The 26,956-nt window shown below is 65.9% G+C and carries 26 protein-coding genes, 1 other RNA gene and 1 pseudogene; 9 read left to right on the top strand and 19 right to left on the bottom strand.

Annotated elements, in window-relative coordinates; genetic code table 11:
* Nucleotides 1-57: 57 nt before the first annotated feature.
* The 3 genes from ligA (at nucleotide 58) to ffs (ending at nucleotide 3,075) form a co-directional block, all read left to right on the top strand.
* Complete coding sequence (ligA, locus tag PSPA7_RS18090) at nucleotides 58-2,442, top strand: NAD-dependent DNA ligase LigA (RefSeq protein WP_012076363.1); 2,385 nt, start codon at nucleotides 58-60, stop codon at nucleotides 2,440-2,442.
* A gap of 48 nt (nucleotides 2,443-2,490) precedes the next feature.
* Complete coding sequence (locus tag PSPA7_RS18085; protein ID WP_003150443.1) at nucleotides 2,491-2,868, top strand: hypothetical protein; 378 nt, start codon at nucleotides 2,491-2,493, stop codon at nucleotides 2,866-2,868.
* A gap of 110 nt (nucleotides 2,869-2,978) precedes the next feature.
* Nucleotides 2,979-3,075: signal recognition particle sRNA small type (gene ffs, locus PSPA7_RS31305), an RNA gene on the top strand.
* Nucleotides 3,076-3,120: 45 nt separating this feature from the next.
* Here ffs and PSPA7_RS18080 read toward each other — a convergent pair.
* Nucleotides 3,121-3,987 carry a substrate-binding periplasmic protein gene (locus PSPA7_RS18080; RefSeq protein WP_041025370.1) on the bottom strand — a complete coding sequence of 289 codons (867 nt, stop codon included), beginning with the start codon at nucleotides 3,985-3,987 and terminating at the stop codon, nucleotides 3,121-3,123.
* 36 nt (nucleotides 3,988-4,023) lie between these two features.
* Between PSPA7_RS18080 and dnaX the strand changes: the two genes are divergently transcribed.
* From dnaX to PSPA7_RS18060, 4 genes are all read left to right on the top strand, one after another.
* Entirely contained in the window at nucleotides 4,024-6,069 is a 2,046-nt protein-coding gene (gene dnaX, locus PSPA7_RS18075; protein WP_012076361.1) for a DNA polymerase III subunit gamma/tau, read from the top strand.
* 45 nt (nucleotides 6,070-6,114) lie between these two features.
* The gene (locus PSPA7_RS18070) at nucleotides 6,115-6,441 is read left to right on the top strand and encodes a YbaB/EbfC family nucleoid-associated protein (protein WP_003087236.1); all 327 of its coding nucleotides are present in this window, start codon (nucleotides 6,115-6,117) and stop codon (nucleotides 6,439-6,441) included.
* Nucleotides 6,442-6,520: 79 nt separating this feature from the next.
* On the top strand, nucleotides 6,521-7,117 hold the full coding sequence (gene recR, locus PSPA7_RS18065) for a recombination mediator RecR (RefSeq protein ID WP_003153697.1): 597 nt from the start codon (nucleotides 6,521-6,523) through the stop codon (nucleotides 7,115-7,117).
* Between the two features lie 133 nt (nucleotides 7,118-7,250).
* Nucleotides 7,251-8,399, top strand: coding sequence for an acyl-CoA dehydrogenase family protein (locus tag PSPA7_RS18060; protein ID WP_012076360.1), 1,149 nt, complete (start codon nucleotides 7,251-7,253; stop codon nucleotides 8,397-8,399).
* A 12-nt stretch (nucleotides 8,400-8,411) separates the two neighbouring features.
* On the opposite strand, the gene PSPA7_RS18055 is transcribed toward PSPA7_RS18060, so the two are convergent.
* From PSPA7_RS18055 to PSPA7_RS18045, 3 genes are all read right to left on the bottom strand, one after another.
* Entirely contained in the window at nucleotides 8,412-8,951 is a 540-nt protein-coding gene (locus PSPA7_RS18055) for a CbrC family protein (protein WP_012076359.1), read from the bottom strand.
* 73 nt (nucleotides 8,952-9,024) lie between these two features.
* The gene (locus PSPA7_RS18050) at nucleotides 9,025-9,912 is read right to left on the bottom strand and encodes an SDR family NAD(P)-dependent oxidoreductase (RefSeq protein WP_012076358.1); all 888 of its coding nucleotides are present in this window, start codon (nucleotides 9,910-9,912) and stop codon (nucleotides 9,025-9,027) included.
* Nucleotides 9,909-11,453: a flavin-containing monooxygenase gene (locus tag PSPA7_RS18045; RefSeq protein WP_012076357.1), complete on the bottom strand. Its 1,545-nt coding sequence runs from the start codon at nucleotides 11,451-11,453 to the stop codon at nucleotides 9,909-9,911. Before PSPA7_RS18045 ends, PSPA7_RS18050 begins: the two co-directional genes overlap by 4 nt.
* Before the next feature lie 151 nt (nucleotides 11,454-11,604).
* Between PSPA7_RS18045 and PSPA7_RS32930 the strand changes: the two genes are divergently transcribed.
* Complete coding sequence (locus PSPA7_RS32930; RefSeq protein WP_041025369.1) at nucleotides 11,605-12,453, top strand: TetR family transcriptional regulator; 849 nt, start codon at nucleotides 11,605-11,607, stop codon at nucleotides 12,451-12,453.
* Here PSPA7_RS32930 and mdtI read toward each other — a convergent pair.
* The 5 genes and pseudogenes from mdtI to anr form a co-directional block, all read right to left on the bottom strand.
* Nucleotides 12,370-12,636, bottom strand: a pseudogene (gene mdtI / locus PSPA7_RS31295) (multidrug/spermidine efflux SMR transporter subunit MdtI); the annotation flags it as partial. The gene PSPA7_RS32930 and the pseudogene mdtI sit on opposite strands and share 84 nt — an antisense overlap.
* Entirely contained in the window at nucleotides 12,630-12,998 is a 369-nt protein-coding gene (locus PSPA7_RS18035) for a multidrug/spermidine efflux SMR transporter subunit MdtJ (RefSeq protein ID WP_012076354.1), read from the bottom strand. The gene PSPA7_RS18035 and the pseudogene mdtI, both read right to left, overlap by 7 nt.
* Before the next feature lie 406 nt (nucleotides 12,999-13,404).
* On the bottom strand, nucleotides 13,405-14,241 hold the full coding sequence (locus PSPA7_RS18030; RefSeq protein WP_003153687.1) for a metal-dependent hydrolase: 837 nt from the start codon (nucleotides 14,239-14,241) through the stop codon (nucleotides 13,405-13,407).
* A 230-nt stretch (nucleotides 14,242-14,471) separates the two neighbouring features.
* The gene (locus tag PSPA7_RS18025; RefSeq protein ID WP_003153685.1) at nucleotides 14,472-15,020 is read right to left on the bottom strand and encodes an adenine phosphoribosyltransferase; all 549 of its coding nucleotides are present in this window, start codon (nucleotides 15,018-15,020) and stop codon (nucleotides 14,472-14,474) included.
* Nucleotides 15,021-15,105: 85 nt separating this feature from the next.
* On the bottom strand, nucleotides 15,106-15,840 hold the full coding sequence (gene anr / locus PSPA7_RS18020) for a transcriptional regulator Anr (RefSeq protein ID WP_003087262.1): 735 nt from the start codon (nucleotides 15,838-15,840) through the stop codon (nucleotides 15,106-15,108).
* Nucleotides 15,841-16,084: 244 nt separating this feature from the next.
* On the opposite strand from anr, the gene PSPA7_RS18015 reads away from it, so the two are divergent.
* Nucleotides 16,085-16,558: a hypothetical protein gene (locus tag PSPA7_RS18015; RefSeq protein WP_003153683.1), complete on the top strand. Its 474-nt coding sequence runs from the start codon at nucleotides 16,085-16,087 to the stop codon at nucleotides 16,556-16,558.
* A 48-nt stretch (nucleotides 16,559-16,606) separates the two neighbouring features.
* On the opposite strand, the gene hemN is transcribed toward PSPA7_RS18015, so the two are convergent.
* The 10 genes from hemN to ccoN all read right to left on the bottom strand — a co-directional run bounded on the left by hemN (nucleotide 16,607) and on the right by ccoN (nucleotide 26,794).
* Nucleotides 16,607-17,989, bottom strand: coding sequence for an oxygen-independent coproporphyrinogen III oxidase (gene hemN, locus PSPA7_RS18010; protein WP_003153682.1), 1,383 nt, complete (start codon nucleotides 17,987-17,989; stop codon nucleotides 16,607-16,609).
* Nucleotides 17,990-18,116: 127 nt separating this feature from the next.
* Nucleotides 18,117-18,800: a sulfite exporter TauE/SafE family protein gene (locus PSPA7_RS18005; RefSeq protein ID WP_012076353.1), complete on the bottom strand. Its 684-nt coding sequence runs from the start codon at nucleotides 18,798-18,800 to the stop codon at nucleotides 18,117-18,119.
* Nucleotides 18,793-19,002: a cbb3-type cytochrome oxidase assembly protein CcoS gene (gene ccoS / locus PSPA7_RS18000; RefSeq protein ID WP_003153678.1), complete on the bottom strand. Its 210-nt coding sequence runs from the start codon at nucleotides 19,000-19,002 to the stop codon at nucleotides 18,793-18,795. Before ccoS ends, PSPA7_RS18005 begins: the two co-directional genes overlap by 8 nt.
* The gene (locus PSPA7_RS17995; protein WP_012076352.1) at nucleotides 18,981-21,416 is read right to left on the bottom strand and encodes a heavy metal translocating P-type ATPase; all 2,436 of its coding nucleotides are present in this window, start codon (nucleotides 21,414-21,416) and stop codon (nucleotides 18,981-18,983) included. The genes ccoS and PSPA7_RS17995 overlap by 22 nt, the downstream gene beginning before the upstream one ends.
* Nucleotides 21,413-21,952: a FixH family protein gene (locus PSPA7_RS17990; protein WP_003153676.1), complete on the bottom strand. Its 540-nt coding sequence runs from the start codon at nucleotides 21,950-21,952 to the stop codon at nucleotides 21,413-21,415. The genes PSPA7_RS17995 and PSPA7_RS17990 overlap by 4 nt, the downstream gene beginning before the upstream one ends.
* A gap of 11 nt (nucleotides 21,953-21,963) precedes the next feature.
* A complete protein-coding gene (gene ccoG / locus PSPA7_RS17985) occupies nucleotides 21,964-23,379 on the bottom strand; it encodes a cytochrome c oxidase accessory protein CcoG (RefSeq protein WP_012076351.1) in 1,416 nt (471 codons plus the stop codon).
* A gap of 217 nt (nucleotides 23,380-23,596) precedes the next feature.
* Nucleotides 23,597-24,553 (bottom strand): cytochrome-c oxidase, cbb3-type subunit III, encoded by a 957-nt coding sequence (gene ccoP, locus PSPA7_RS17980; protein WP_003087292.1) that lies wholly within the window; start codon nucleotides 24,551-24,553, stop codon nucleotides 23,597-23,599.
* The gene (locus tag PSPA7_RS17975; protein ID WP_003087298.1) at nucleotides 24,550-24,735 is read right to left on the bottom strand and encodes a CcoQ/FixQ family Cbb3-type cytochrome c oxidase assembly chaperone; all 186 of its coding nucleotides are present in this window, start codon (nucleotides 24,733-24,735) and stop codon (nucleotides 24,550-24,552) included. Before PSPA7_RS17975 ends, ccoP begins: the two co-directional genes overlap by 4 nt.
* A gap of 5 nt (nucleotides 24,736-24,740) precedes the next feature.
* Nucleotides 24,741-25,352, bottom strand: coding sequence for a cytochrome-c oxidase, cbb3-type subunit II (gene ccoO, locus PSPA7_RS17970; protein ID WP_003087303.1), 612 nt, complete (start codon nucleotides 25,350-25,352; stop codon nucleotides 24,741-24,743).
* A gap of 14 nt (nucleotides 25,353-25,366) precedes the next feature.
* A complete protein-coding gene (gene ccoN / locus PSPA7_RS17965) occupies nucleotides 25,367-26,794 on the bottom strand; it encodes a cytochrome-c oxidase, cbb3-type subunit I (RefSeq protein WP_012076350.1) in 1,428 nt (475 codons plus the stop codon).
* Between the last annotated feature and the right edge of the window lie 162 nt (nucleotides 26,795-26,956).

The raw sequence follows: 26,956 nt of genomic DNA, 5'->3' as shown, positions 1-26,956 counted from the left end.
CGAACTACTCTATAGAGCAGCCGAGGCTGCTCTTTTCGTTTCACGGACTCCCACACCATGACCGACACCCAGGCCGCCGCCGAACGTATCGCGCAACTGCGAACCGAGCTGGACACCCACAACTACCGTTACTACGTGCTCGACGAGCCGAGCATTCCGGACGCCGAGTACGACCGCCTGTTCCGCGAACTGCAGGCGCTGGAGGCGGAGCACCCGCAACTGCTGACGCCCGATTCGCCGACCCAGCGGGTCAGCGGCACCCCGGCCTCGGCTTTTGGCGAAGTGCGCCATGAAATCCCCATGCTCAGCCTCGGCAATGCCTTCGAGGAGCAGGACCTGCTGGACTTCGACCGTCGGGTGCGCGAGGGCCTGGCCGATCTGCTGCCGGGCGGCGACCTGCTCGGTGGCGGGGCGGAGGTGGAATACAGCTGCGAGCCGAAGCTGGACGGCCTGGCCGTCAGCCTGCTCTACGAGAACGGTCAACTGGTGCGCGGCGCCACCCGCGGCGATGGCAGCACCGGCGAGGACATCACCAGCAACGTGCGCACCATTCGCAACGTACCGCTGAAGCTGCACGGCGAAGGCTGGCCGGACATCCTCGAAGTGCGCGGCGAGGTGTTCATGTCCAGGGCCGGTTTCGAGGCGCTCAACGCCAAGGCCGTGGAAACCGGCGGCAAGACCTTCGCCAACCCGCGCAACGCGGCAGCCGGCAGCCTGCGCCAGCTGGACTCGAAGATCACCGCCAGCCGCCCGCTGGAGTTCTGTGCCTACGGTTTCGGCCGGGTCAGCGGAACGCTGCCGGATACCCAGGTGGGCATCCTGGAGGCGTTCCGCGGCTGGGGCATTCCGATCAGCCGCGAGCTGCGCCTGGTGAAGGGCGCCCAGGCCTGCCGCGATTACTACGACGATATCGGCCGCCGGCGCGATGCGCTGGCCTACGAGATCGACGGGGTGGTGTTCAAGGTCAATCGCATCGCCTTCCAGCGTGAGCTGGGTTTCCGCGCCCGCGAGCCACGCTGGGCGATCGCCCACAAGTTTCCCGCCCGCGAGGAACTGACCGAGCTGCTCGGCGTGGAGTTCCAGGTCGGCCGTACCGGCGCGGTGACTCCGGTGGCGCGTCTCAAGCCGGTGCAGGTGGCCGGCGTCACGGTGTCCAACGCGACCCTGCACAATATGGACGAGGTTGCCCGCCTGGGTCTGCGCATCGGCGACACGGTGGTGATCCGCCGCGCCGGCGACGTGATTCCGCAGGTCATGCAGGTGGTGCTCGAGCGCCGCCCGGCGGATGCGCAGCCGATCGAGGTGCCCGAGCACTGCCCGGTCTGCGGCTCGGCCGTGGAGCGGACCCAACTGGTCAGGCGCAGCAAGGGCAGGGAGTCGCTCAGCGAGGGCGCGATCTACCGTTGTGTCGGCCGGCTGTCCTGCCAGGCGCAACTGAAGCAGGCGATCATCCATTTCGTCTCGCGCCGGGCAATGGACATCGACGGCCTTGGCGACAAGATCGTCGAGCAATTGGTGGATCGCGGGCTGGTCGCCTCGCCGGCGGATCTCTATACCCTGACCTATGACCAGGTGTTCGAGCTGGAAGGGTTCGCCGAGCTGTCCACCAACAACCTGCTGGCGGCCATCGCCGACAGCCGCACGCCTTCGCTGGCGCGCTTCATCTTCGCCCTCGGGATTCCCGACGTCGGCGAGGAGACCGCCAAGCTGCTGGCGCGCTCGCTGGGTTCGCTGGAGCGGATCGGCAAGGCGCTGCCGGAAGTGCTGACCTACCTGCCGGACGTCGGCGCCGAGGTGGCATACGAGATCCACAACTTCTTCGCCGACGAGCACAACCGCCAGGTGATCGCCCAGTTGCGCGATGCCGAACATGGCGTGCAGTTGCAGGAAGAGGGCGAGGTCGCCGCGGAGTTCGCCGCCTGTGCCTCGCTGGCCGGTTTCATCGACAAGCTGAACATTCCCTTCATCGCCGCCACCGGCGCGGAAAAGCTGGCCAGCCGCTTCGGTTCGCTCGACGGCATCATCCGCGCCGACTGGCTCGATCTACGCCAGGTGGAGCGTCTGCCCGAGCGAGCGGCGAAAAGCCTGCGCGATTTCCTCGACGAGCCGGCCAACGTGCAGCGTGCCCTGGCCATCGAGGCGCAGTTGCGTGAGTTCGGCATGCATTGGCAGAGCGAGCGCAAAGCGGTCGAAGGCCTGCCTCTGGCCGGGCAGACCTGGGTACTGACCGGCACCCTGGAGGCGATGAGTCGCGACGTGGCCAAGGAGAAGCTGGAAGGGCTCGGCGCCAAGGTCGCCGGCTCGGTCTCGGCCAGGACCCACTGCGTGGTCGCCGGGCCCGGCGCCGGCTCGAAGCTGGCCAAGGCCAACGAACTGGGGCTGAAGGTCCTCGACGAGGACGGCCTGCTGAAACTCTTGGACGAATACGGCGTCGCCCACTGAGCCGGCGGCGCCGTCGCTACGAACGATTTCCGAAGACTGGAGTGAACGATGGACAAGGCAAGAAAGCAGCGGTTGCTGGGGGTCTTGGCGCTGGTGGTGCTGTTCGGCGCCTATGTCGGCTGGAGCGAGCGGCCGCGCATCCTGCTGCATTACAGCGGCCAGGCGCCCGCGCCGATCGCCTACAGCTACAGGGAGAAGGGCGTGGAGACCTTCTCCGGGGAGATCCGCCCCGGCCAGGTGCGCGAATTCCCGGTGAAATTGTTCGGCGGCAGCGATTATCGCATCGCCTTTTCCTTCCACCGGGGCGAGGAGAAGTATGCCTCGTTCAGCACCAAGCCGGGTTGGGGCACCCTGGACCTGTACGTCGACAGCGAACTGAGCGTATCCACCCAGCCGCCGCCGGAGGGCCTGATCCAGCAGCATTGAGCGGCTTCTGCGAAGCCGATTGCAAACGTAAGTGCTTGAAGTGGTTGTAACTTACGCGCAAGCCGGTAGAATGGCGCGGCCTACCCCAGGGTAGGCTGCAATGGTGGCCCTGTCGGTCCCCCCGCAACGATTACCCGTCAACCTGGTCAGGTCCGGAAGGAAGCAGCCACAGCGGGAACATCGTGTGCCGGGGTGTGGCTGGCGGGGCCGCCTCCATTTCAGGCCCGTCATTTCTCCATGGGCCGCCGGCGCTCAGCGGTAGCGCCGCAATATCTCCTCGATCTCTCCGTTTCGCTTCATCTCCTCGAACGTCTTCAGGATCGCTTCCACCGGTACCTCCGCGGCATCCCGCACCAGGCAGCTCACCGGGGTTTCCTCGAGTTGGGCGGCTTCCTGGAGTGGCGCCTGCCCCGGCGTCTGGCGGTTGTTCCAGCGCAGGGCCAGTTGATGGCTCACGGCGTAGCGATAGCGCCCGGCACGCAGTTTTTCCAGCACCAGGTCCTGGGTGCGCGCGTCGTCGCGGCGCAGCCGGCCGATGTCGAACAGCGCCTGCAGGCGTGGATAGCTGTAGCCGAGGACGGTACCGATACGCTGGGCCGGCAGCGCCTCGGGAATCGGCGCGAAGCCTTCGCGGGCGGCCAGGATGTCGCGTTGCACCAGCAGCGGCACGCTCCAGCGGTAGCCGGGGAAGTCCCGGCTGAGCCAGGCGGGGCTGATGTAGCAGCGGACGTCGATTTCGCCGCCGTCCATCGCCTGTTCGATACGTGCGCGCGGATAGGGGTGGTAGAGCGCTTCGCGGCCGACCTGGCGGGCCAGGGAACGGGTGATATCGTGGACGATGCCGGCGGTCGGCTGGCTTTCTTCCAGGCGGATCAGCGGCATGCCCCAGCTTTCCATTACCGCGAAGCGCAGCGGCGGTGCGGCGCTGTCGCCAGCCGTGGCAGGCTGGGCCGCGGCGAACTGGAGCAGGAGCAGCGCCGGGGCGATGAAACGGGCTGCGAATACGGACGGGAAAGGTCGAGTCATTGCCACGGGCGAGGGCTCATGGAGGGTAGGGCGAATTCTTAGCACGCAGTTTGCCAAGTCAGCGAGCGCAGAAGGGGCAAATTGCGCTAGCATTGGCCGACTTGTGCTTCCCTTCAGCGACGGTTTTCGATGAGTTATCAAGTTCTTGCGCGTAAATGGCGTCCCCGTTCCTTCCGTGAAATGGTCGGCCAGACCCATGTGCTCAAGGCTCTGATCAACGCCCTGGACAACCAGCGGCTGCACCACGCCTACCTGTTCACCGGTACCCGTGGGGTCGGCAAGACCACCATTGCGCGGATCCTGGCCAAGTGCCTGAACTGCGAGACCGGGGTCAGTTCCACGCCGTGCGGCGAATGTTCGGTGTGCCGGGAGATCGACGAGGGGCGTTTCGTCGACCTGATCGAGGTGGATGCCGCGAGCCGGACCAAGGTCGAGGACACCCGCGAACTGCTCGACAACGTGCAGTACTCGCCGACCCGTGGTCGCTACAAGGTCTACCTGATCGACGAAGTGCATATGCTCTCGTCGCACAGTTTCAACGCGCTGCTCAAGACCCTCGAGGAGCCGCCGCCGCACGTCAAGTTCCTGCTCGCCACCACCGACCCGCAGAAGCTGCCGGTGACCATCCTCTCGCGCTGCCTGCAGTTCTCCCTGAAGAACATGCCGCCGGAGCGGGTGGTCGAACACCTGACCCACGTTCTCGGCGCCGAAAACGTGCCGTTCGAGGACGATGCCCTGTGGCTGCTCGGTCGCGCCGCCGACGGTTCGATGCGCGACGCCATGAGCCTGACCGACCAGGCCATCGCCTTCGGCGAGGGCAAGGTGCTGGCCGCCGACGTGCGGGCGATGCTCGGCACCCTCGACCACGGCCAGGTCTACGGCGTGCTCCAGGCCCTGCTGGATGGCGATGCGCGGGCCCTGCTCGAAGCGGTGCGCCATCTCGCCGAACAGGGTCCGGATTGGGGCGGCGTGCTCGCCGAGATGCTCAACGTGCTGCACCGCGTGGCGATCGCCCAGGCCTTGCCGGAGGCCATCGACAACGGCCAGGGCGACCGCGAGCGAGTCCTGGCGCTGGCCCAGGCGCTGCCGGCGGAAGATGTGCAGTTCTATTACCAGATGGGCCTGATCGGTCGCCGCGACCTCCCGCTGGCGCCCGATCCGCGCAGCGGTTTCGAGATGGTGCTGCTGCGGATGCTGGCGTTCCGCCCGGCGGATGCCGACGGCGCGCCGAGGACGCCACTAAAGGACCTGGGGATCAGCAAGGCCACGGCTGATCCCGCCAACAACCCCGTGGCCGGCGCGGCCTCGCCTGCGCCGGTCGCTGCCATTGCTGCCATGCCGGTCGTCGCTGCGCCCGCCGAAGCGCCGTTTGCCGTACCGGCTGCGCCATCCGCGCCGGCGGCGGTCGAGGCGCGCGTCGCGGAAGTGGCTGTCGAAGCAGCGCCCGCCGCGGCTGAGGTCGTCGACTTGCCCTGGGAAGAGCCGGCGCCGAGCATCGTTGCCGAGCCCGAGCCCGAGCCCGAGCCCGAGCCCGAGCCCGAGCCCGCAGCCGTGGAGGCACCGCCGGCAGCGGTGGTCGAGGCGGTGGTGGAAAGCGTTCTGGAGGCGCTGCCCGTGGCGCTGCCCGTGGTGGCCGACGAGCAGGACGACGCGGATGACGAGCCGCCACCGGCGGACGACTACTACGAAGTCGACATGGATACCCTGGCTTACCTGGACGCCGCTCCCGAGCCCGAGGCGGCCCCGGTGGAGGAGCCGCTGCCCGCGGCGAAGCCGGCCACCGGCCTGGCCGCCGAGTGGCTGGAGCTGTTCCCGCGCCTCGGCCTCGGCGGCCTGACCGCCAGCATCGGCGCCAACTGCACCCTGGTGGCCGCCGACGAGGAACACTGGCACCTGCACCTGGATCCGGGCCAGAGCGCGCTGTTCAACGCCACCCAGCAGCGGCGGCTGAACGATGCGCTGAACCAGCACCTGGGGCGCACCCTCAAACTGGAGGTGACCCTGCAGAAGCCTGAGCAGGAGACCCCGGCCCAGGCGGCGGCACGCCGGCGCGCCGAGCGCCAGCGGGCGGCCGAGGCATCGATCGATGCCGACCCGTTGGTCCGGCAGTTGCGCGAGCAGTTCGCCGCGGTGGTCCGTGACGGTACCATCGAACCTTTGGAAGCCAAGGCCTGACCGGCGCTTGGCGCACGCAACAAGACGACATTCGAGGTGAAGAACATGATGAAAGGTGGCATGGCCGGCCTGATGAAGCAGGCGCAGCAGATGCAGGAAAAGATGCAGAAGATGCAGGAAGAGCTGGCCAACGCCGAAGTGACCGGGCAATCCGGCGCCGGTCTGGTCAGCGTGGTGATGACCGGGCGCCACGACGTCAAGCGTGTCAGCCTGGACGACAGCCTCATGCAGGAAGACAAGGAGATCCTCGAGGACCTGATCGCCGCCGCGGTCAACGATGCGGTGCGCAAGATCGAGCAGAACAACCAGGAAAAGATGTCCGGCTTCACCTCGGGCATGCAACTGCCGCCCGGCTTCAAGATGCCCTTCTGATCCCGCGTTCGCGCCGGGCTCGCCATCCGCGGATGGCGCCCGGCAGCCATTCCCCCTCCCTCTATCCGACGAGTCCCGCATGAGTTTCAGCCCGCTGATCCGCCAACTGATCGAGTCCCTGCGCATTCTTCCCGGTGTCGGGCAGAAGTCGGCCCAGCGCATGGCGCTGATGCTGCTGGAGCGCGATCGCAGCGGCGGCCTGAAGCTGGCCCAGGCGTTGACCGCCGCGATGGAGGGTGTCGGTCACTGCCGGCAATGCCGTACCCTCAGCGAAGAGGAACTGTGCCCGCAGTGCGCGGATCCGCGACGCGACGACTCGCTGCTCTGCGTGGTGGAGGGGCCGCTGGATGTGTTCGCCGTGGAACAGACCGGTTACCGTGGCCGCTATTTCGTGCTCAAGGGTCATCTGTCGCCGCTCGACGGGCTGGGGCCGGAAGCGATCGGCATTCCCGAGCTGGACGCGAGGATCAGGGACGGCGCCTTCAGCGAAGTGATCCTCGCCACCAACCCGACCGTGGAAGGCGAGGCCACCGCCCACTACATCGCGCAACTGCTGGCCGATCGCGGCCTGACCCTGTCGCGCATCGCCCACGGCGTGCCGCTGGGCGGCGAGTTGGAGCTGGTCGATGGCGGCACCCTGGCCCATGCCCTGGCCGGCCGTCGGCCGATCTCCTGAAGAGCGCCCCTTCCGCGCCTGCCGTATTGCCCGCGGCGAGGCGGCCTATACACCCTGGCCGATGGCTATTTTCCCGTATTGAAAACCAAGCAAGCGCTAGGTAAGTTCTGAGGCTCCCATCAGGAGCCCGGCCATGACTGACTTCCAGCAGTACTTCGACGAGTCCCATCAACTGATCCGGGATTCGGTGCGTCGTTTCGTCGAGCGCGAGGTGTTGCCGCACATCGATGAATGGGAGGAGGTCGAGGAATTTCCCCGCGAACTCTATCTCAAGGCCGGCGCAGCCGGGATCCTCGGCATCGGCTACCCGGAAGCCTATGGCGGCAGTTGCGAAGGTGATCTGTTCGCCAAGGTGGCGGCCAGCGAAGAGCTCATGCGCTGCGGTTCCGGCGGCCTGGTCGCCGGGCTGGGATCGCTGGATATCGGCTTGCCTCCGGTGGTCAAGTGGGCCCGTCCCGAGGTGCGCGAGCGGGTGGTCCCGGCGGTGCTGCGCGGCGAAAAGATCATGGCCCTGGCGGTCACCGAGCCGTCCGGCGGTTCCGACGTGGCCAACCTGAAGACCCGCGCGGTGCGCGATGGCGATCACTATCGCGTCAGCGGCAGCAAGACCTTCATCACCAGCGGCGTGCGTGCCGACTACTACACGGTGGCGGTGCGTACCGGCGGGGAAGGCTTCGGCGGCGTCAGCCTGCTGCTGGTGGAGAAGGGCACGCCGGGCTTCAGCGTCGGGCGCAAGCTGAAGAAGATGGGCTGGTGGGCCTCGGATACCGCCGAACTGTTCTTCGACGACTGCCGGGTTCCGGCGGAGAACCTGATCGGCGTGGAGAATGCCGGCTTCGCCTGCATCATGGCCAACTTCCAGAGCGAGCGCCTGGCCCTGGCGGTGATGGCCAACATGACCGCGCAACTGGCCCTGGAGGAGTCGCTGCGCTGGGCGCGCGAGCGGGAGGCCTTCGGCAAGCCGATCGGCAAGTTCCAGGTGCTGCGCCACCGCCTCGCGGAAATGGCCACGCAGCTGGAGGTGTCGCGCGAATTCACCTATCGCCAGGCGGCGAAGATGTCCGCCGGCAAGAGCGTGATCAAGGAAATATCGATGGCCAAGAACTTCGCCACCGATGTCGCCGATCGCCTGACCTACGATGCCGTGCAGATGCTCGGCGGCATGGGCTACATGCGCGAAAGCCTGGTGGAGCGGCTGTACCGGGACAACCGGATCCTCACCATCGGCGGCGGTTCGCGGGAAATCATGAACGAGATCATCGGCAAGCAGATGGGCTTGTAGTGCCGCGGCCCATCAGGTGAAGTCCAGGTCGTAATGCGCCTGGCCGCAATGCAGGCAGTCGAAGCGATAGATGGCCGGGTTGCCGCCGGGCGCATAGGCGTCGACGAGGCGTTTCCAGGTAATAGCCGGCCAGGCGAAATCGACGAAGCGCTGCGCCAGGCCCTCGGCTCCCAGTCGTCCGATTTCCTCGCGCCCCGCGTCGCCGCGAAAAGCGCAGGCATCCTCGCAGCAACTCAACCAGCGTTCCTGCTGCCAGGAGGCGTAGCCGGGCGTGCGCTCGCAGACTTCGGCGACGATCTCCGCGGCGATTCCGGCTTCGAGCAACGGATGGTCGTCGCAAAAACTCGCTTCGTAGCGCGCGGCCGCGCTGCCGTCGGCAATGCACCACGGGCAGAGGCTGCCGGGCGGCAGTTCGTGACGGGAATAGGGCGATACGGTGTAGGCGTAGCCGCGGGCCTTGCCACAGCACCGGCAGGTTGCCGCGGAAGCCTCGATGCTGCCGCTGGCGAGCGGTTCGGGATGGTAGCGGAAGTACGGAAGGGGAGGATTCATGACGGCCGTTCCCTGGAGGTCGGCCGTCGAGTATGCCGGCCGGGCCGCCTTGCGGCTACCCGGTCCCACTGACTCATTCGCTGGCTTCGCGGGCGCCCTGGCCGCTCTTCGGGTGCGGCGCGAAACGCGCGGCCAGGCGCATGCTGGCGGTGACCACACGCTGGTAGAGCACCGGCGCCAGGCGCAGCATCACGTCGATCGCATGGGCGTCGGCGCCGATCAGGATGCGCCGGCTGTCGCGCTGCACGCCGCGCAGGATGACCTGGGCGGCCTTTTCCGGAGTGGTCCGCAGCAGTTGGTCGTTGAACTGCTGGCGGGCCTTGTCGGGGGTCTGGCCGGTTACCTTGGCCATGCTTTCGTTCATCCGTGCGGTCTTGGCGATGTTGGTCTTGATCCCGCCGGGGTGCACGCAACTGGCGGAAACCCCTGAATCCTCCATGTCCAGCTCCTGCCGCAGCGACTCGGTGAAACCGCGCACCGCGTACTTGGTCGCGTTGTAGGCGCTCATGCCTGGCTGGGCGAACAGCCCGAAGACGCTGGAAACGTTGACCACATGGCCATTGCCGGAGGCCTTCAGGTGCGGCAGGAAGGCCTTGGTGCCGTTCACCACGCCCCAGAAGTTGATGTTCATGATCCACTCGTATTCCGAGTGGTCGCTGCCTTCCACGGTGCCGGCATGGGCGACCCCGGCGTTGTTGAAGATCAGGTTGACCCGGCCGTGCTCGGCGGCCGCCTTGTCGGCCCAGGCCTGCACCTGCTCGCGCTCGGCCACGTTGACGATGTCGATGGAAACCCGTACGCCGCTGCTGGCGAGGATCTGGCGGGTTTCCTCGAGACCGGCGGCGTTGACGTCGGCCAACGCCAGGTGGCAACCCTGGCGGGCCAGCTCCACCGCGAGAGCGCGGCCGATGCCCGAACCCGCTCCGGTAATGGCGGCGACTTTGTTTTCGAACGATTTCATGCAGGGACCCCTTCGGCCGGTTGACGGGTTTCGTTGCTCAGGCTGGCGAGCTGTGTGGTGCTGAGGTGGTAGGCGGAGGCGTCGAACTGCCGGGTCAGGGCGCGGAAGCGCCAGGTGAAGCCCGGCCACAGGGTGCAGTTGCGGCCGCTGACCGGATGCAGGTACCAGCTCTTGCAGCCGCCCACGCTCCAGACGCTGCGGTCGAGCTTGCGCTGCAGATATTCATTGTAGCGTTCCTGCACCGGCGCCTTGACCTCCAGGCTGAGCAGTTCGCGACGCTGCATCAGCTTCAGCGCGCCGAGGACATAGGCGATCTGCGACTCGATCATGTAGACCATCGAGTTGTGGCCCAGGCCGGTATTCGGCCCCATCAGGAAGAACAGGTTGGGGAAGCCGGCGGTGGTGGTGCCCTTGTAGGCTTCCGGTCCCTTGGTCCAGCTGTCCAGCAGGTCACGGCCGTCGCGACCGAAGACCATGCCACGGGGAATCGGATCGTTGGCGGTGAAGCCGGTGCCGAAGATGATCGCGTCGACTTCGCGCGCCTGGCCGCTGGCGTCGACGATCCCGTGGGCGGTGACCTTGCGGATACCTTCGGTGATCACCGTGGCGTTGGCCGCGGCCAGCGCCGGATAGTAATTGTGCGACATCAGGATGCGCTTGCAGCCGATGGTGTAGTCCGGCGTGAGCTTGCGGCGCAGTTCCGGGTCCTTGATCTGCTTGTGGATGTAGCGGACCGCCAGGCGCTGTACCAGCTTCATCACCTGCGGGGCGAAGGTGAAGCCCAGCACCCGTCCTTCGAGCAGGCTGTAGAGGCCGCCACGCCAGAGCTTCTGCAGCAGCGGGAAGCGACGGAAGCGCTGCCGCTCGGCCTCGCTGATGGCGCGGTCGGGCTTGGGCAGGATCCACGGCGGGGTGCGCTGGTAGAGATCCAGCGCGGCCACCTGTGGCTGGATCTCCGGGACGAACTGGATGGCCGAGGCGCCGGTGCCGATCACCGCCACGCGCTTGCCCTTGAGATCGTAGTCGTGGTCCCACTGCTGGGAATGGAAGACCTTGCCCTGGAAGTCCCCCAGGCCCTTGAGGTCCGGATAGGCCGGGGTCGACAGGCCGCCCATCCCGGAGACCACGGCGTTGGCGGTGTAGTGGTTGCCCTGGCTGTCGTGCAGATGCCAGAGGTTCTGCCGGTCGTCCCAGGCCAGCCTGTCGATGGCGGTATTCAGCAGTGTCCGTTCCGGCAGGCGGTATTTCTGCCAGCAGTTCTCCAGATAGGCGCGGATTTCCGGCTGGCGGGCGAACATGCGCGTCCATTCCGGATTCTGTTCGAAGGAGAAGGAGTAGACATGGGATTGCACGTCGCAGGCGCAGCCCGGGTAGTTGTTGACCCGCCAGGTGCCGCCGACGCCGGCGTCCTTCTCGAAGATCAGGAAGTCGTCCTCGCCCTCCTGGCGGAGGCGGATCGCCATCCCCAGCCCGGAGAAACCGGTGCCTATGATGGCGACCTTGCAGTGCCGCGGGGTGACAGGGACAGGTTGGGTACTCATGGCCAAGCTCCTGTTATCATTGTTGCTGGCGTATACACTCGTCTACCTGCGAATGTAGACATCTGTATACTTCAGGGTCAAGCCAACCTTAGGTAGGGTCCGGCCGAGGCAATGGCCAGTCCTGTGGCGCATGGAAACAACCAGGTGGAACATGAGTGACATGAGCGAGACGAAGGACAGGATCACCGACGCTCCCGGCAAGCGCGCCCTGCTGGAGGCGGCCCTGCGCCTGGGCAGCAGCAGCCGCAGCCTGGGCGCCATAGGCCTGCGCGAACTGGCGCGCGAGGCGGGTCTGAACCCGAATACCTTCTACCGGCATTTCCGCGACATCGACGATCTTGGCCTGACCATGATCCGCGATATTTCCACCCAGTTGCGCCAGCCGCTGCGGCAGCTCCGTCGCGAGGCCGCGAACCGCGCGGCGCCAGGCGCTCGGCCGGAGGCGATGCCATTCGGCCTGGAGCTGGAGAGGGGGCGACGGGTCTGCCGGGAAACGGTGCGGCTGTTCTTCGATTTCGTCGAGAGCAACCCCGCCGCCTTCATCGTCGGCGTGCGCGAACTGCATGGCGCCTCGCCGGTTCTGCGCGGCGCCCTGCGTCAGATCATGGACGAGTTCGCCGAGGACATGTCGGAAGACATTATCGAATTCAGGCTGTTGCCGTCGGTGAGCGAGGCGACCATTCGCCGCCTTTCCAGCCTGATCGGTCGCCAGCTGTTCCAGCTGTCGCTGGACTACATCGGCCAGCCGGAGCGGCGCCGGGAAATCTGCGCCCTGGGCGAGGAGCAGATCCTGCTGCTGTTCACCGGCGCCACAGTCCTGCAGATGATGGGTGTGTCGCTCGACGCCGAGGCATCAGGCGAGCTTCAGCAGGCTCATGCCGGCCAGCAACAGCAGCAGGCCGAGCCAGCCGCGCCAGGCCAGGCGCTGGCCGAACAGGGCCCAGCCCATGGCGACGGTGGCGAGGATGCCGAAGCCGCCCCAGATCGCATAGGCCAGTGACAGCTCGATGTCCTTGACCGCCTGCGCCAGCGCGGTGAAGGCGGCCAGCACGCAAAGGATCGAGGCGCCGCCGAGGCCGCGCTTGCGGAAGCCGTCCGAGTACTTCAGCAGCAGGTTGGCGCCGACTTCCAGGACGATCGCCAGGCCGAGCCAGGCGAAGGGGAGCCAGTCCAGGGTCAGCATGTCGCAGCCTCCCCCGGCGCCTTCGTCCGCGACGCTTCGCCGTTGCGGGTGCCGGACTTGATCAGCAGGATCCCGGCGATCATCACGCCGAGGCCGACGGCCTTGTAGAGACCGATGCTTTCACCCAGCCAGGCGACACTGACCGCGGTGATCAGGACGATGCCGATGCCTTCCCAGAGGGCATAGGCGACGCCGACGGGGACGCGTTTGACCGCCAGGGCGAGGAAGAAATACGACAGGCCGATCATCCCGTACATCAGCAGCAGACCGGCGACCGGGGCGTGGGTGGCGGCGAGTTTCATCGAGGTGGTGCCGATCACCTCGGCACCGATAGCCAGCAACAGATAGATCCAGGAACGCATGTTGCCCTCCCATGGGCACCGCGGAATGGAGGCCGCGGCCAAAGACGACGAAGAACGGTGGCGGGGTGCGGGCGGGCCGCGGACCGCCATGGGCGGTCGCCACCGAGGAGGGGTGTCGAGGGGAGGGGCTAGAGGTCGCCGGTCCAGTGACGCTCGCGGGAGACCAGACGGGAGGTGGGAAGAGGTAATGCCTTGGTGTTCAACATAATGAACATGATATTACCTCAGGGCATCGAAAAAATCCAATCGATAGGATTTGACTAATTATTTCCTCGTGTCTACGGCTCTTTCAGGAGGTCTTGCTGAGAGTGAAGGTTTTGCCTGTGCAATATCCTGTTCTTTTGCACCATGCAAAACGCCAGGCAGGGCCTGGCGTCGATAGGAGGGGCAATGACGTGACGAGGCTTCAATCGGCGAAGGCCAGCTTGTCCTTCCAGTATTTTTCCAGCCTGGCGGTATCGTGGTCGCTCGGGTGGAAGCCCGGGCGGTAGTAGTCCAGATAGGGCAACAGCAATTGCGTGAAGAAGCCCCTGCGCAGGCCGAAGAGAGTGCCCAGGCCGTGCTTCCAGGAGCGCCAGTTGGACAACTGGCGATCCTTGCGCAGCAGGTCGAGCTGGAACCAGCCGATGACACCGAAGAACATCAGGGTGGTCAGCATCATCACCAGGATGCGGGTGAAGTAGCCGCCGTAGACCGTCTGGTAGACGTCGTACGCGACGTTCTTGTGCTCGTTCTCCTCGATGGCGTGCCACATCCACAGCTTGTACATCTTCGGCGACTGCATCTGCACGGTCAGGTCCTCGCGCTTGAGCAATTGCGCGGCCATGGTCGCGGTGAAATGTTCCAGGGCGCAGGTGATCGCCAACTGGTGTTTCTTCGTGGTGACCTTGCTGACGTTTTCCAGCAGCACCTTGATCCGCAGTTCGAGGCACTCCAGGTCGACCCCGTGTTCCTCGGCGTATTCGTTGTAGGCGGCATGTTCCTTGGAATGCATGGCTTCCTGGCCGATGAAGGCGCTGACGTCCTTCTTCAGTTGCGGGTCCTCCAGGCGGTCGCGCACGGCGCGCACGCTATCGACGAAGAACTTTTCGCCGTAGGGGAACAGCGAGGACAGGTTGTTCATGAACTGGGTCATGAACGGCTGCCCGTCCCACCAGTACTTCGGGGTTTCGCTGAAGCTGAAATCCATCCGTCGCACGGGAAAATTGGCGCGAACCGTAGAGGTGGTGCTGCTGGCAGTCATGGCTAACTCCTTTGTTGTTCTGGGGAGCGAGCGCCGGGTTTCCGGGCCTCCCTATGGCGAGTTCGCTATAACACCTCTGAATGTGTCATTAGCTGATGTAATTATTTGCAGGACTGTCCAGCAAGGGGAGGTCATTCACGGCCATTTCCAGGTCGAAAATGGCCAAGGCGCCGGGCGCCAGACGGAAGATAGGGTATGGGCGAGGCGGGGCGCGGACGCGCCCCGCAGGCTCATCGTTCGTCGAGGGCGAACGCGGTGAGGCTGAAGGTGGCGATGCCGGCGTCTTGCAGGCGGGTGGAACCGCCGAGTTCCGGCAGGTCGATGATGGCGGCGGCCTCGAAGACCCTGGCGCCCAGGCGGCGTACCAGGCTGGCGGCCGCCAGCAGGGTGCCGCCGGTGGCGATGAGATCGTCGAAGATCAGCACGCTGTCGCCTTCGCAGAGACTGTCGGCGTGCACTTCGAGGAAGGCCTCGCCGTATTCGGTCTGGTAGGCCTCGGCGAGCACGTCGGCGGGTAGCTTGCCCTGCTTGCGGAACAGGATCAGCGGCTTGTTAAGGGCATAGGCAACGGCCGAACCGATCAGGAAGCCGCGGGCGTCCATGGCGCCGATATGGCTGAAGTCTGCTTCGATGTAGCGCTGGACGAAGCTGTCCACGGTCATGCGCAGCGCGCGTGGCGACTGGAACAGCGGGGTGATGTCGCGGAACACCACGCCGGCCTTGGGAAAGTCCGGCACGGCGCGAATCTGCGACTTGAGGGTGAACTCGTCGAAAATCATGGCGGATCCTGGGGTGGGGCTCTTTCAGGCTCCATCATACAACGGGCCCGCACCGAGGCGGGCCCGTCGCGAGATCGGGCGGGGCTCAGCCTTCCAGCTGGCCACCGGCGAGGGCGCACAGTTCGATGGAGTCGAGGATGTGCACTTCCTTGCCTTCCGCGCTGATCAGGCCGTTCTGCTGGAAGCGGGTGAAGACCCGCGACACGGTTTCCACGGCCAGGCCGAGGTAGTTGCCGATCTCGTTGCGCGACATGGCCAGGCGGAACTGCTGGGCGGAGAAACCGCGGGCGCGGAAACGCGCCGACAGGTTGACCAGGAAGGTAGCGATGCGCTCGTCGGCGGTCTTCTTCGACAGCAGCAGCATCATCTGCTGGTCGTCGCGAATCTCCCGGCTCATCAGACGCATCAGTTGGCGACGCAACTGCGGCAGTTGCTCGGAGAGTTCGTCCAGGCGCTCGAAGGGAATCTCGCAGACCGAGGTGGTTTCCAGTGCCTGCGCCGATACCGGGTAGGTCTCGGTATCCATGCCGGACAGGCCGACCAGTTCGCTGGGCAGGTGGAAGCCGGTGATCTGTTCTTCGCCGGCATCGGTGATGCTGAAGGTTTTCAGGGCGCCGGAGCGCACGGCAAAGACCGAACCGAAAGGATCGCCCTGGCGGAACAGGAATTCGCCTTTCTTGAGGGGACGACCGCGCTTGACGATCTCGTCCAGCGAATCCATGTCTTCCACGGTCAGCGACAGAGGGAGGCACAGCGGGGCCAGACTGCAATCCTTGCAGTGTGCTTGGGGCAGTGCGCGCACCTTGATGGTTTCGGCCATTGAGGGGTCCTTGCTAGGTTAAAGGCACAACAGGAGTAAGGGTAACGCAGGTGCGATGCGGGTGCCAGCCGTAGGGCTGGCAACGACCATTTCTGACAGGGCTGGGGCTTTTCCAATCAGTGACTTGCGGCATATCTCTGCGACTACCGGCCGCACCCTGTCAAGAACGGGTGAAGGAGCGCTCAAGTTCAGGTCGCGAAGGCCGATTTAATGGAAGAGTTGTGTTTTTCTCGGAGGGACAGCAATGCTCACGCTCAGTGGATGGCTCACCACACAGGTACCACCGGCGTCGCGGCCGGCGACGGAGGGCAGGCTGGCGCGCGCGGAAGGCGCTGCTGGCGAGCCGCCGGAAAGCCAGGCGCCCGCCGAGGGCGCGTCCGAGCGGCATGTACGGATTTCCCAGGCCGGGCGGGAACTGGCCGCCACCCGGGGCGTCCCGCCGGAGGATGACGACGAGGATATTCCGCAGGAACTGCGGCCGATGGTGAAAATGATCCGCGAGCTGAAGCAGAAGATCGAGGAGAAGCTCAAGGAGTTGCAGGAGGCCATGGGCTCGTCCGATCCGGACGTCAAGCAGAATCGCCTGCCGGCCCTGCAGAAGGAGCTGCAGCAGCTCAACTCGGCCCTGCAGACGGCCACCGCCGCGCTGGCCAAGGCCATCAAGGAAATGGGCCTCAGCGATCCGGCGCTGATCATGAAAATGATGGGGGGGCGCTAGAAGGGCTGGGGATTCGCCGCCCTGCCGTGCGGGCGGGGCGGCGTGCTGTCAGATCACCCGGGAGAAGCGCTGGCGGTTGACGTTGGGCAGGTAGCGGTCGAACAGCATGCAGATCGAGCGCACCAGCAGGCGGCCGGAGGAGGTGATGTCGATGCCCTTGGCGTCCAGGCGGATCAGGCCGTCGGCGGCGAAGCGCTCGAGGTCCGGCCAGAGTTCGGCGAAGTAGCTGCGGAAATCGATGCCGAACTCCATCTCGATGTCGGCGAAAGCCAGTTCGAAATGGCAGATCAGCTGCTGGATTACCGCGCGCCGCACCCGGTCGTCGCTGTTGCAGTGCAAGCCGCGACGAATCGCCAACTGACCGTTGTCGAGGCTGGCCTGGTAGTCGTTGATGTCACTGCTGTTCTGGCTGTAGAGATCGCCGATCTGGCTGATCGCCGAGACTCCCAGCCCCACCAAGTCGCAATGGCCGTGGGTGGTGTAGCCCTGGAAGTTGCGCTGCAGGGTGCCGTCCTCCTGGGCGCTGGCCAGTTCGTCGTCAGGCAGGGCGAAGTGGTCCATGCCGATGTAGCGGTAGCCCGCCGCGGTGAGCTGCTCGGTGGTGCGCTGGAGCATCTCCAGCTTGTGCCCCGGGCTCGGCAGTTCGTCGGCGTTGATCCGTCGCTGCGGCATGAAGCGTTCGGGCAGGTGCGCGTAGTTGAACACCGAGAGGCGGTCCGGTTGCAGGGCGAGCACTTCGTCGACGGTACGGGCGAAGCTGTCCGGGGTCTGCTTCGGCAGGCCGTAGATCAGGTCCAGGTTGATCGAGCGGTATTGCAGGGTGCGCGCGGCCTCGACGATGGTGCGTGTCTCCTCCGGGGTCTGCATGCGGTTGACCGCCTTCTGCACTTCCATGTCGAAGTCCTGCACGCCGAGGCTGACGCGGTTGAAACCGAGCTCGCGGAGCAGGCCCATGGTCGACCAGTCGGCCTCGCGCGGGTCGATCTCGATGCCGTAGTCGCCCGAGTCGTCGTCCAGCAGGTTGAGGTGCGTGCGCAGCTGCGACATGAGTTCGCGCAACTGGCCGGGGCTGAGGAAGGTCGGGGTGCCGCCGCCGAAGTGCAGTTGTTCGACCACCTGCTCGCGAGAGAGGTGGCGGCTGACGATCTCGATCTCGCGGACCAGGCGCGCGAGATACGGCGCGCTGCGCCCGCGATCCTTGGTGATCACCTTGTTGCAGGCGCAGTAGTAGCAGATGTTGGCGCAGAACGGGATGTGCACGTAGAGCGACAGGGGGTGTCCGGCCTTCCGGCTGTCGCGCAGGGCGTGCAGCTGGTCGAACGGGCCGATGCCTTCGTGGAACTGCACGGCGGTCGGGTAGGAGGTGTAACGCGGGCCGGAAAGGTCGTAGCGCCGAATCAGGTCAGCGTCCCAGCGAATGGTGTCGAGCATGCCAGAGATCCCCAGTTGGCGAGCTTTAGTCGGGAAGTCTAGGGATTGCGCCGGGAAAGCCTGTTGATTTGTATCAAGCGGGTGAATGTGTACAGAATGTGTCGCCGCATGTTGGGACTTGCGTCCATCAATGCCCCATCAGCCACGCCTGGTGCGGGCCGGGCAGGGTCCAGAGGCCGAAGAGAATGACCATCAGGCCGCCCACGATGCGTACGCCTCGACGGCGCAGCAGGGCGGTCAGGCGCTCGGCGGCCATGCCGGTGGCCAGCAGCACCGGCCAGGTGCCGAGGCCGAACGCCAGCATCAACAGCGCGCTGTCCAGCGCCGAGCCCTGGCTGGTGGCCCAGAGCAGCGTGCTGTAGACCAGCCCGCAGGGCAGCCAGCCCCAGATCGCGCCGAGCAGCAGGGCTCGCGGCAGGCTCGAGACCGGCAGCAGGCGGCGGGCGAAGGGTTCCAGATGGCGCCAGAGGCCGCGACCGAGCGCCTCGACGCGGGTCAGTCCGCTCCACCAGCCGGCCAGGTAGAGGCCCATGGCGACCAGCAGCAACCCGGCGACGACCCGTAGCGCGCCGGCGAACGGGGTTCGCGTCACGGCCCAGCCGGCCAGGCCGAGCAGCAGGCCGGCGCAGGCATAGCTGAGGATGCGACCGAGGTTGTAGGCCAGCAGCAGGCGCAGCCGACGGCCGCGCTGTTCGGCGGGAATGGCCAGGGTCAGGGCGCCCATCAGGCCGCCGCACATGCCCAGGCAGTGGCCTCCGCCAAGCAGGCCGAGGATCAGCGCGGAAACCAGCAGCGGCGCCAGTTCAGCCACGCGGTTGGTCCTCGGGTTTCGATGGCTTCTCCGCCTCGTCGACGCCGGCCTGGTGCTTCGGGTCCTCGTCGTCGAAGAGGATGCTGTGGGCGGGGCCGTCGAGATCGTCGTACTGGCCGCTGTCCACTGCCCAGAAGAACACGTAGATGGCGATGGCGACGATGACGATCGCGACGGGGATCAGGATGTAGAGCGCGGCCATACGGACCTCGGCGAAGGGGTTCGGGTCAGGCGCAGGGCGTTGACCACCACCAGCAGCGAACTGACCGACATGCCGATCGCCGCCCAGCCCGGGGTGATCCAGCCGAGCGCGGCGAAGGGCAGCACCAGGCCATTGTACAGGCTGGCCCAGGCCAGGTTCTCGATGATGATGTGACGGGTGCGGCGCGCCAGCCGGAAGGCCTGTACCAGGCTGTCCAGGCGATTGGACAGGAGTACCGCGTCGGCACTGGTCTTGGCCAGGTCGGTGGCGCTGCCCATGGCGACGCTGATGTCGGCGCCGGCGAGTACCGGCACGTCGTTGACGCCATCGCCCAGCATCAGGACCCGGCGGCCTTCCTCGTGCAGGCGTCTGAGCATCGCCAGCTTGTCGTCCGGGGTCAGGCCGCCATGGGCTTCGTCGATGCCCAACTCGGCGGCGACGCTGGCGACCATCGGCGAAGCGTCGCCGGATAGCAGCAAGGTGCGCCAGCCACGGGCCTTGCAGGCGGCGAGCAGGGCGGGGGCGTCGCCGCGCAGGCGGTCGTCGAGACCGAACCAGGCCAGCGGACCCTGTTCGTCGCCGAGCAGCAGCCACTGCCCGGAGTCGCCGGGCATCGCCGGTATGGCGCCGGCGCTGAGCTCGCTGACGAACGCGGCCTGGCCGATGCGCAGGCGGCGGCCTTCGACCAGGCCTTCGAGGCCCAGCCCAGGGTGGCTCTCGACGCTTTCGGCAGCCTCCGGGGCGCGGCCGAAGGCGCGGGCGATGGGGTGTTCGGAACGGTTCTCGAGGGCGGCGGCGAGCGCCAGGCAGCGATCTGCGTCGAGATCGCGCAGGGGCTGCACCTGCTTGAGCGTCAGGCGGCCTTCGGTGAGGGTGCCGGTCTTGTCGAAGATCACCGTGTCGATATGGTTCAACCCTTCCAGCACATGCCCGCGGGTGATCAGCAGGCCGAGCTTGTGCAGGCTGCCGGTAGCGGCGGTGAGGGCGGTGGGCGTGGCCAGGGACAGCGCGCACGGGCAGGTGGCGACCAGCAGCGAAAGCACCACCCAGAAGGCGCGCTGGTGGTCGACCTGCCACCACAGCGCGCCGACGATGGCCGCCACCAGCAGGACGATCAGCAGGAACCACTGCGCCACCTTGTCGGCCAGTTCCGCCAGGCGCGGCTTGTCCGCCTGGGCGCGTTCCAGCAGGCGGACGATGGCGGACAGGCGGCTGTCGTCGCCGAGGGCGGCGACCTCGACGGTCAGCGGGCCTTCGACATTGAGAGTGCCGCCGGTGACCGTGTCGCCGGCCTGGCGCGGGCGGGGCAGGTACTCGCCGGTGAGCAGCGATTCGTCGACGCTGGACTGGCCGTCGAGGATCATCCCGTCGGCCGGCAGCACGGCGCCCGGTGGCACCAGGATGCGATCGCCGATGCGCAGCTCGCGGAGCAGGATGCGTTCGCTCTGGTTGGCGGCGTCCAGGCGCAGGCAGGAGGCCGGCAGCAGGTTGACCAGTTGCGCGGTGGAGGCGGCGGTGCGTTCCCGCGCGCGGCGTTCGAGGTAGCGCCCGGCGAGCAGGAACAGGGCGAACATGCCGACCGCGTCGAAATACAGTTCGCCCTGGCCGGTGACCGTTGACCAGATACCGGCGACATAGGCGCCGCCGATGGCCAGGGACACCGAGACGTCCATGGTCAGGTGGCGGGTGCGCAGGTCGCGCAGGGCGCCGCGGAAGAACTGTCCGCAGCAGTAGAAGACGATCGGCGTGGTGAGGATCAGGCTGACCCAGCGCAGGATGCGGTCCATGCCGGCGGAAAGGTCGAGGTTGAATTCCGGCCAGGTCGCCATCACCGCCATCATCACCTGGATCCACAGCAGCCCGGCGACCCCGAGCTGGCGCAGGGCGCGACGGTTCTCCACGGCCAGTTGCTCGGCCGCGCGATCCGGCTGGTAGGGATGGCCGGCGTAGCCGATCTGGCGCAGTTCGCCAAGCAACTGGCTGAGCGGCAGCTGGCTGTCCTGCCAGCGCACGTGCAGGCGATGGTTGGACAGGTTGAGCCGCGCTTCGGCGACGGCGGGTAACTGGCGCAGGTGCTTTTCGATCAGCCAGCCACAGGCGGCGCAACTGATGCCCTCGATGATCAGGCTGGTTTCGGCCAGCTCGCCCGCGTGCTGGACGAAGCCGCCCTGTACGTCCGGGCGGTCGTAGAGCTGCAACTCCTCGCTGAGCGCCTTGGGCAGCGCCTCGGGGTTGGCGGCATTCTCGCTGCGGTGCCGGTAGTAGCCTTCCAGGCCGCCGGCGACGATGGCCTCGGCCACCGCCTGGCAGCCCGGACAGCACATGGCCCGCGTCTCGCCGAGCACGCGGGCCTCGAAGCGGCTGCCGGCGGGAACCGGCAGGCCGCAGTGGTAGCAGGGCAGGGGGGCGCTCATGGGCGCTTCGCTTCTGCTCCCTGGAGCGGCTCGTCGCCCAGCTCCATGACCACGGTCGGCGATACCACCTCTTCCTCGAACAGGCGCCACTGGCCGCTGCCTTCCTGGCCGAGCAGCTCGACGAAGCGGCGACCCTCGACGGCGTCGGTCAACTGGCCGACGTAGCGGTCGCGCTCGGAAGCGCTGCGCAGCAGTTCGACGCGGCGGTCCTTCTCCGGCTGGGTCGGCGAGATCAGGTTGAGGGTGAGCTGCTCCGGGCGGCTGTTGCCGGTCAGGCGCACTTCGACTTCGCCGGTCAGGTCGTCGACCTTGACCTTGGCGTGCACCTGCAGGCGCACGGCCAGGTTCTCGCGTTCGAGGGAGCGGTTGATGCCCTTGCCGGCCTCGTAGTAGTTGTCGGTGACCAGGGTGTCCTGGTTGCGCACCGCGATGGTGACCAGGCTCAGCCCGAGCACCACCGAGGTCGCCAGGAGGGCCACGATGAACCAGGCCCAGAAGTGTTTGTACCAGGGTTGAGGGTGGGTCTCGGACTGCATGCTCAAGTTACTCAACGGGTGCGTGGGCCAATGAAGCGACTCTTCGCTTCTTTATGGATGCTCGGGTCGTCGGCCGACTCGATGGTGAAGACGATCTCGTTGGTGGTGGAAGGCAGCTTCTCCGGGTCGATGGACAGTTCCATCGGCAGGTTGAGGATGTCGCCCGCCGCCACCTTCAGCTCGCGCCGGCCCTCCAGGGTCAGGCCTTCGAGGCCCTTGGCGCCGAGGATGTAGGTGTGGTCCTGCTGATCCTTGTTCATGATCTTCAGGCTGTACACGTTCTCGATGCGGCCGAGTTCGTTCTCGCGGCAGAGCACGCGGTCCTTGCTGACGTCGAAGCCGACCAGCGGACGCAGGATCACCGCGGTGATCAGGGCGGAGATCATCAGCACCAGGGCGATGGCGTAGCCGATCAGGCGCGGCCGGGCCAGGTGGGTCTTCTGGCCATTGAGGTTGTGCTCGGTGGTGTAGCTGATCAGCCCTTTCGGGTAGTTCATCTTCTCCATGATGCTGTCGCAGGCGTCGATGCACGCGGCGCAGCCGATGCATTCGATCTGCAGGCCGTCGCGGATGTCGATGCCGGTCGGGCAGACCTGCACGCACATGGTGCAGTCGATGCAGTCGCCCAGGCCCTGGGCCTTGTAGTCCAGCGACTTCTTGCGCGGGCCGCGTTTCTCGCCGCGACGCGGGTCATAGGAGACGATCAGGGTGTCCTTGTCGAACATCACGCTCTGGAAGCGCGCGTAGGGGCACATGTAGATGCACACCTGCTCGCGCAGCCAGCCGGCGTTGCCGTAGGTGGCGAGCGTGAAGAAGCCGACCCAGAAGTAGGCCCAGCCGTCGGCCTGGCCGGTCAGCAGCTCGGGGATCAGCTCGCGGATCGGCGAGAAGTAGCCGACGAAGGTCAGGCCGGTGACCAGGCCGATCAGCAGCCACAGGCTGTGCTTGGCGGTCTTGCGCAGCAGCTTGTTGCCGCTCATCGGGGCCTTGTCCAGCTTGATGCGCTGGTTGCGGTCGCCTTCGGTGACCTTCTCGCACCACATGAAGATCCAGGTCCACACGCTCTGCGGGCAGGTGTAGCCGCACCAGACGCGGCCGGCGAAGACGGTGATGAAGAACAGGCCGAAGGCGCAGACGATCAGCAGCCAGGACAGCAGCATGAAGTCCTGCGGCCAGAAGGTGGCGCCGAAGATGTAGAACTTGCGCTCGGGTAGGTCCCACCAGACGGCCTGGCGGCCGCTCCAGTTGAGCCAGACGGTACCGAAGTAGAGGAGGAAGAGCGCCGCACCGCCCACCATGCGCAGTCGGCGGAAGATACCGGTGAAGGCCCGGGTGTAGATCTTCTCGCGCTTGGCGTAGAGATCGTTGTCATTGGTGTCGCCCTTGGCAGGCGGGGTGACGTCTTGAACGGGAATCTGTTTGCTCATCAGTGCGTACCACGGCAGTGGGGGGCGCCCGGCCGGTACATGCCGACAGGGTCAGAAAATAGTTGCACGCCTACTGATTATACGCCTGATCTATCAGGCTTTTTGCGGTAACTGTGCGACTTTTGGTCGCGTATTGTCCCATTCGCACTGTTCTTTTGCACAAAATAAAACGGCGCCGGGGTTGCCGGCGCCGTCTGGGTCGTGGGGGAGGGAGCGCTTATTCGGCGCTCTTCTCGCCGTGCGACAGGCTGTATACGTAGGCGGCCAGCAGGTGCACCTTGTCGTTGCCCAGGTGTTCCTGTTGCGCCGGCATCACACCCTGGCGACCGTAGCGGATGGTCTGCTGCAGTTGCGCGAAGCTGGAGCCGTAGATGAACGCGCCGGGGTGGGTCAGATCGGGAGCGCCCATCGCCGGGGTGCCCTTGCCTTCCGGACCGTGGCAGGCGACGCAGGTGGTAGCGAAGACCTGCTTGCCGGCCTCGATGTCCGCCTTGGCGCCTTCCGGCAGCTTACGGCCATCCATCTGGGTGAGGACGAAAGCGGCGACGTTCTTCACGCCTTCCTCGCCGATCACTTCACCCCAGGCCGGCATGGCGGCGTGGCGGCCAGCCATGATGGTGGTCTTGATGGTTTCCGGCTCGCCGCCCCAGCGCCAGTCGGCGTCGGTCAGGTTGGGGAAGCCGTAGGCGCCCTTGGCGTCGGAGCCATGGCAGATCGAGCAGTTGGAGGCGAACAGGCGACCGCCCATTTTCACCGCCTGCGGATCCTTGGCGACTTCCTCGATGGGCATCGCGGCGAACTTGGCGAAGATCGGGCCGTACTTCTCGTCGGCCTTGGCCATTTCCTTTTCCCACTGGTGGACGCCGGTCCAGCCTTTTTCCTTGTCGGCGAACTCGTCGGCGGACTGGTAGCCCGGCATCAGGCCTTTCCAGGTGCCCAGGCCCGGGTACAGGGCCAGGTAGCCCACGGCGAACACCAGGGTGCCGACGAACAGCATGAACCACCACTTCGGCAGCGGGTTGTCGTACTCCTCGATGCCGTCGTAGGAGTGGCCCACGGTCTCGTCGGTGGTGCTGCTGCGCTGGCCCTTGCGGGTGGCGAAGATCAGCCAGGTCAGCGCCAGCAGGGTGCCGAGGGTGAGAGCTGTAATGTACAGACTCCAGAAGGTCGTCATTCTTTGTTACTCCTAGAAGCTTGCTCGACGTGCTTTTTGGCTTCGGGGTCGTCTGCGAAGGGCAGCATCGTCGCTTCGTCGAAGCTCTTCTTGCGCTTGCCGCTGTAGGCCCAGATCACCAGGCCGATGAAGGCGACCATGATCACCACGGTGCCCAGTCCACGCAGAGTCCCGATATCCATCACACTCACCGTTTGCTCTTGATAGAGGTTCCCAGGCCTTGAAGGAACGCCACCAGGGCGTCCATCTCGGTCTTGCCCTTCACGGCTTCACGTGCACCGGCGATGTCCTCGTCGGTGTAAGGCACGCCCAGCTTGCGCAGGACTTCCATCTTGGTGGCGGTGTCCTTGCCATCAAGCTTGTTCTCTACCAGCCACGGGTAGGCAGGCATCTTCGACTCGGGTACCACGTTGCGCGGGTTGTACAGGTGCGCGCGGTGCCAGTCGTCGGAGTAACGGCCGCCGACGCGGGCCAGGTCCGGGCCGGTACGCTTGGAACCCCACAGGAACGGGTGGTCCCAGACGCTCTCACCGGCGACCGAGTAGTGGCCGTAGCGTTCGGTTTCGGCACGGAACGGACGGACCATCTGCGAGTGGCAGCCGACGCAGCCTTCGCGGATGTAGATGTCGCGGCCTTCCAGTTCCAGGGCGGTGCGCGGCTTCATGCCTTCGACCGGGGTATTGGTCACGTCCTGGAAGAACAGCGGCACGATCTGGGTCAGGCCGCCGATGCTGACGGCGATCACCATGAAGATGGCCAGCAGGCCGACGTTCTTCTCGAGTATTTCGTGGTTCTTCATTTACGTCGGGCTCCTCAGGCGATCTGCGCGGCGGCTTCGTATTCGGCCGGCTTGGCCGCACGCACGGTGCGCCAGGTGTTGTAGGCCATCAGCAGCATGCCGGTGAGGAAGAAGCCACCGCCGATCATGCGCACGATGAAGCCCGGGTGGCTTGCGACCAGTGCTTCAACGAAGGAGTAGGTCAGCGTGCCGTCCTCGTTGACCGCGCGCCACATCAGGCCCTGGGTGATGCCGTTGACCCACATCGAGGCGATGTACAGCACGGTGCCGATGGTGGCCAGCCAGAAGTGCGCGTTGATCAGGCCGATGCTGTGCATCTGCGGACGGCCGAAGACTTTCGGGATCAGGTGGTAGAGCGAGCCGATGGAGATCATCGCCACCCAGCCGAGGGCGCCGGCATGGACGTGGCCGATGGTCCAGTCGGTGTAGTGGGAGAGGGCGTTGACGGTCTTGATCGCCATCATCGGGCCTTCGAAGGTGGACATGCCGTAGAAGGCCAGGGATACCACCAGGAAGCGCAGGATCGGGTCGGTGCGCAGCTTATGCCAGGCGCCGGAGAGGGTCATCATGCCGTTGATCATGCCGCCCCAGCTCGGCGCCAGGAGGATCAGCGACATCACCATGCCCAGCGACTGCGCCCAGTCCGGCAGCGCGGTGTAGTGCAGGTGGTGCGGGCCGGCCCAGATGTACAGGGAGATCAGCGCCCAGAAGTGGACGATGGACAGGCGATAGGAATAGACCGGACGCTCGGCCTGCTTGGGCACGAAGTAGTACATCATGCCGAGGAAGCCGGTGGTCAGGAAGAAGCCCACGGCGTTGTGGCCGTACCACCACTGGACCATGGCATCGGTGGCGCCGGAGTAGGCCGAGTAGGACTTGAACCAGCTGACCGGCAGCGACATGTGGTTGACGATGTGCAGCATCGCCGTCACCAGGATGAAGGCACCGTAGAACCAGTTGCCCACATAGATGTGCTTGACCTTGCGCTTGACGATGGTGCCGAAGAACACGATCGCGTAGGTGATCCAGACGATCGCCAGGAGGATGGCCAGCGGCCATTCCAGTTCGGCGTATTCCTTGGAGGTGGTGAAACCCTGCGGCAGGGTCAGCACGGCGCCCACGATCACGGCCTGCCAACCCCAGAAGGTGAAGGACGCCAGCGTGTCTGAAATCAGTCGGGCTTGCGAGGTACGTTGCACCACGTAGTACGACGTGGCGAAGAGGGCGCACCCACCGAAGGCGAAGATCACCGCGTTGGTGTGCAGGGGGCGAAGGCGGCCGAAGCTCGTCCACGGCAGGTCGAAGTTCAATTCGGGCCATACCAGTTGGGCGGCGATCAGGACACCGAGACCCATTCCAATGACCCCCCAGACCACCGTCATAACGGCGAACTGGCGGACCACCTTATAGTTATAAGCAGTCTGACTGATTGCTGTGCTCATGCTAGGGGTTCCACGGTTAATGGACTTTTTTAGGGACAAAAAATCGGCGGCAAGTATGGAGAAAGCGGGTGGGCATTGCAACGCGCCAGGCCAGGGGCGGCGCCAGTTTGATGCCTGCTTCGAAGCGCTTTCCAAGGCGGCCGGATGGCTTTTTGGCGCTAT

Source organism: Pseudomonas paraeruginosa PA7 (genome assembly GCF_000017205.1).
GTDB lineage: Bacteria > Pseudomonadota > Gammaproteobacteria > Pseudomonadales > Pseudomonadaceae > Pseudomonas > Pseudomonas paraeruginosa.
The sequence above is the reverse complement of the archived record's forward strand: the minus strand, read 5'-3'. Positions and strand labels throughout refer to the sequence as shown.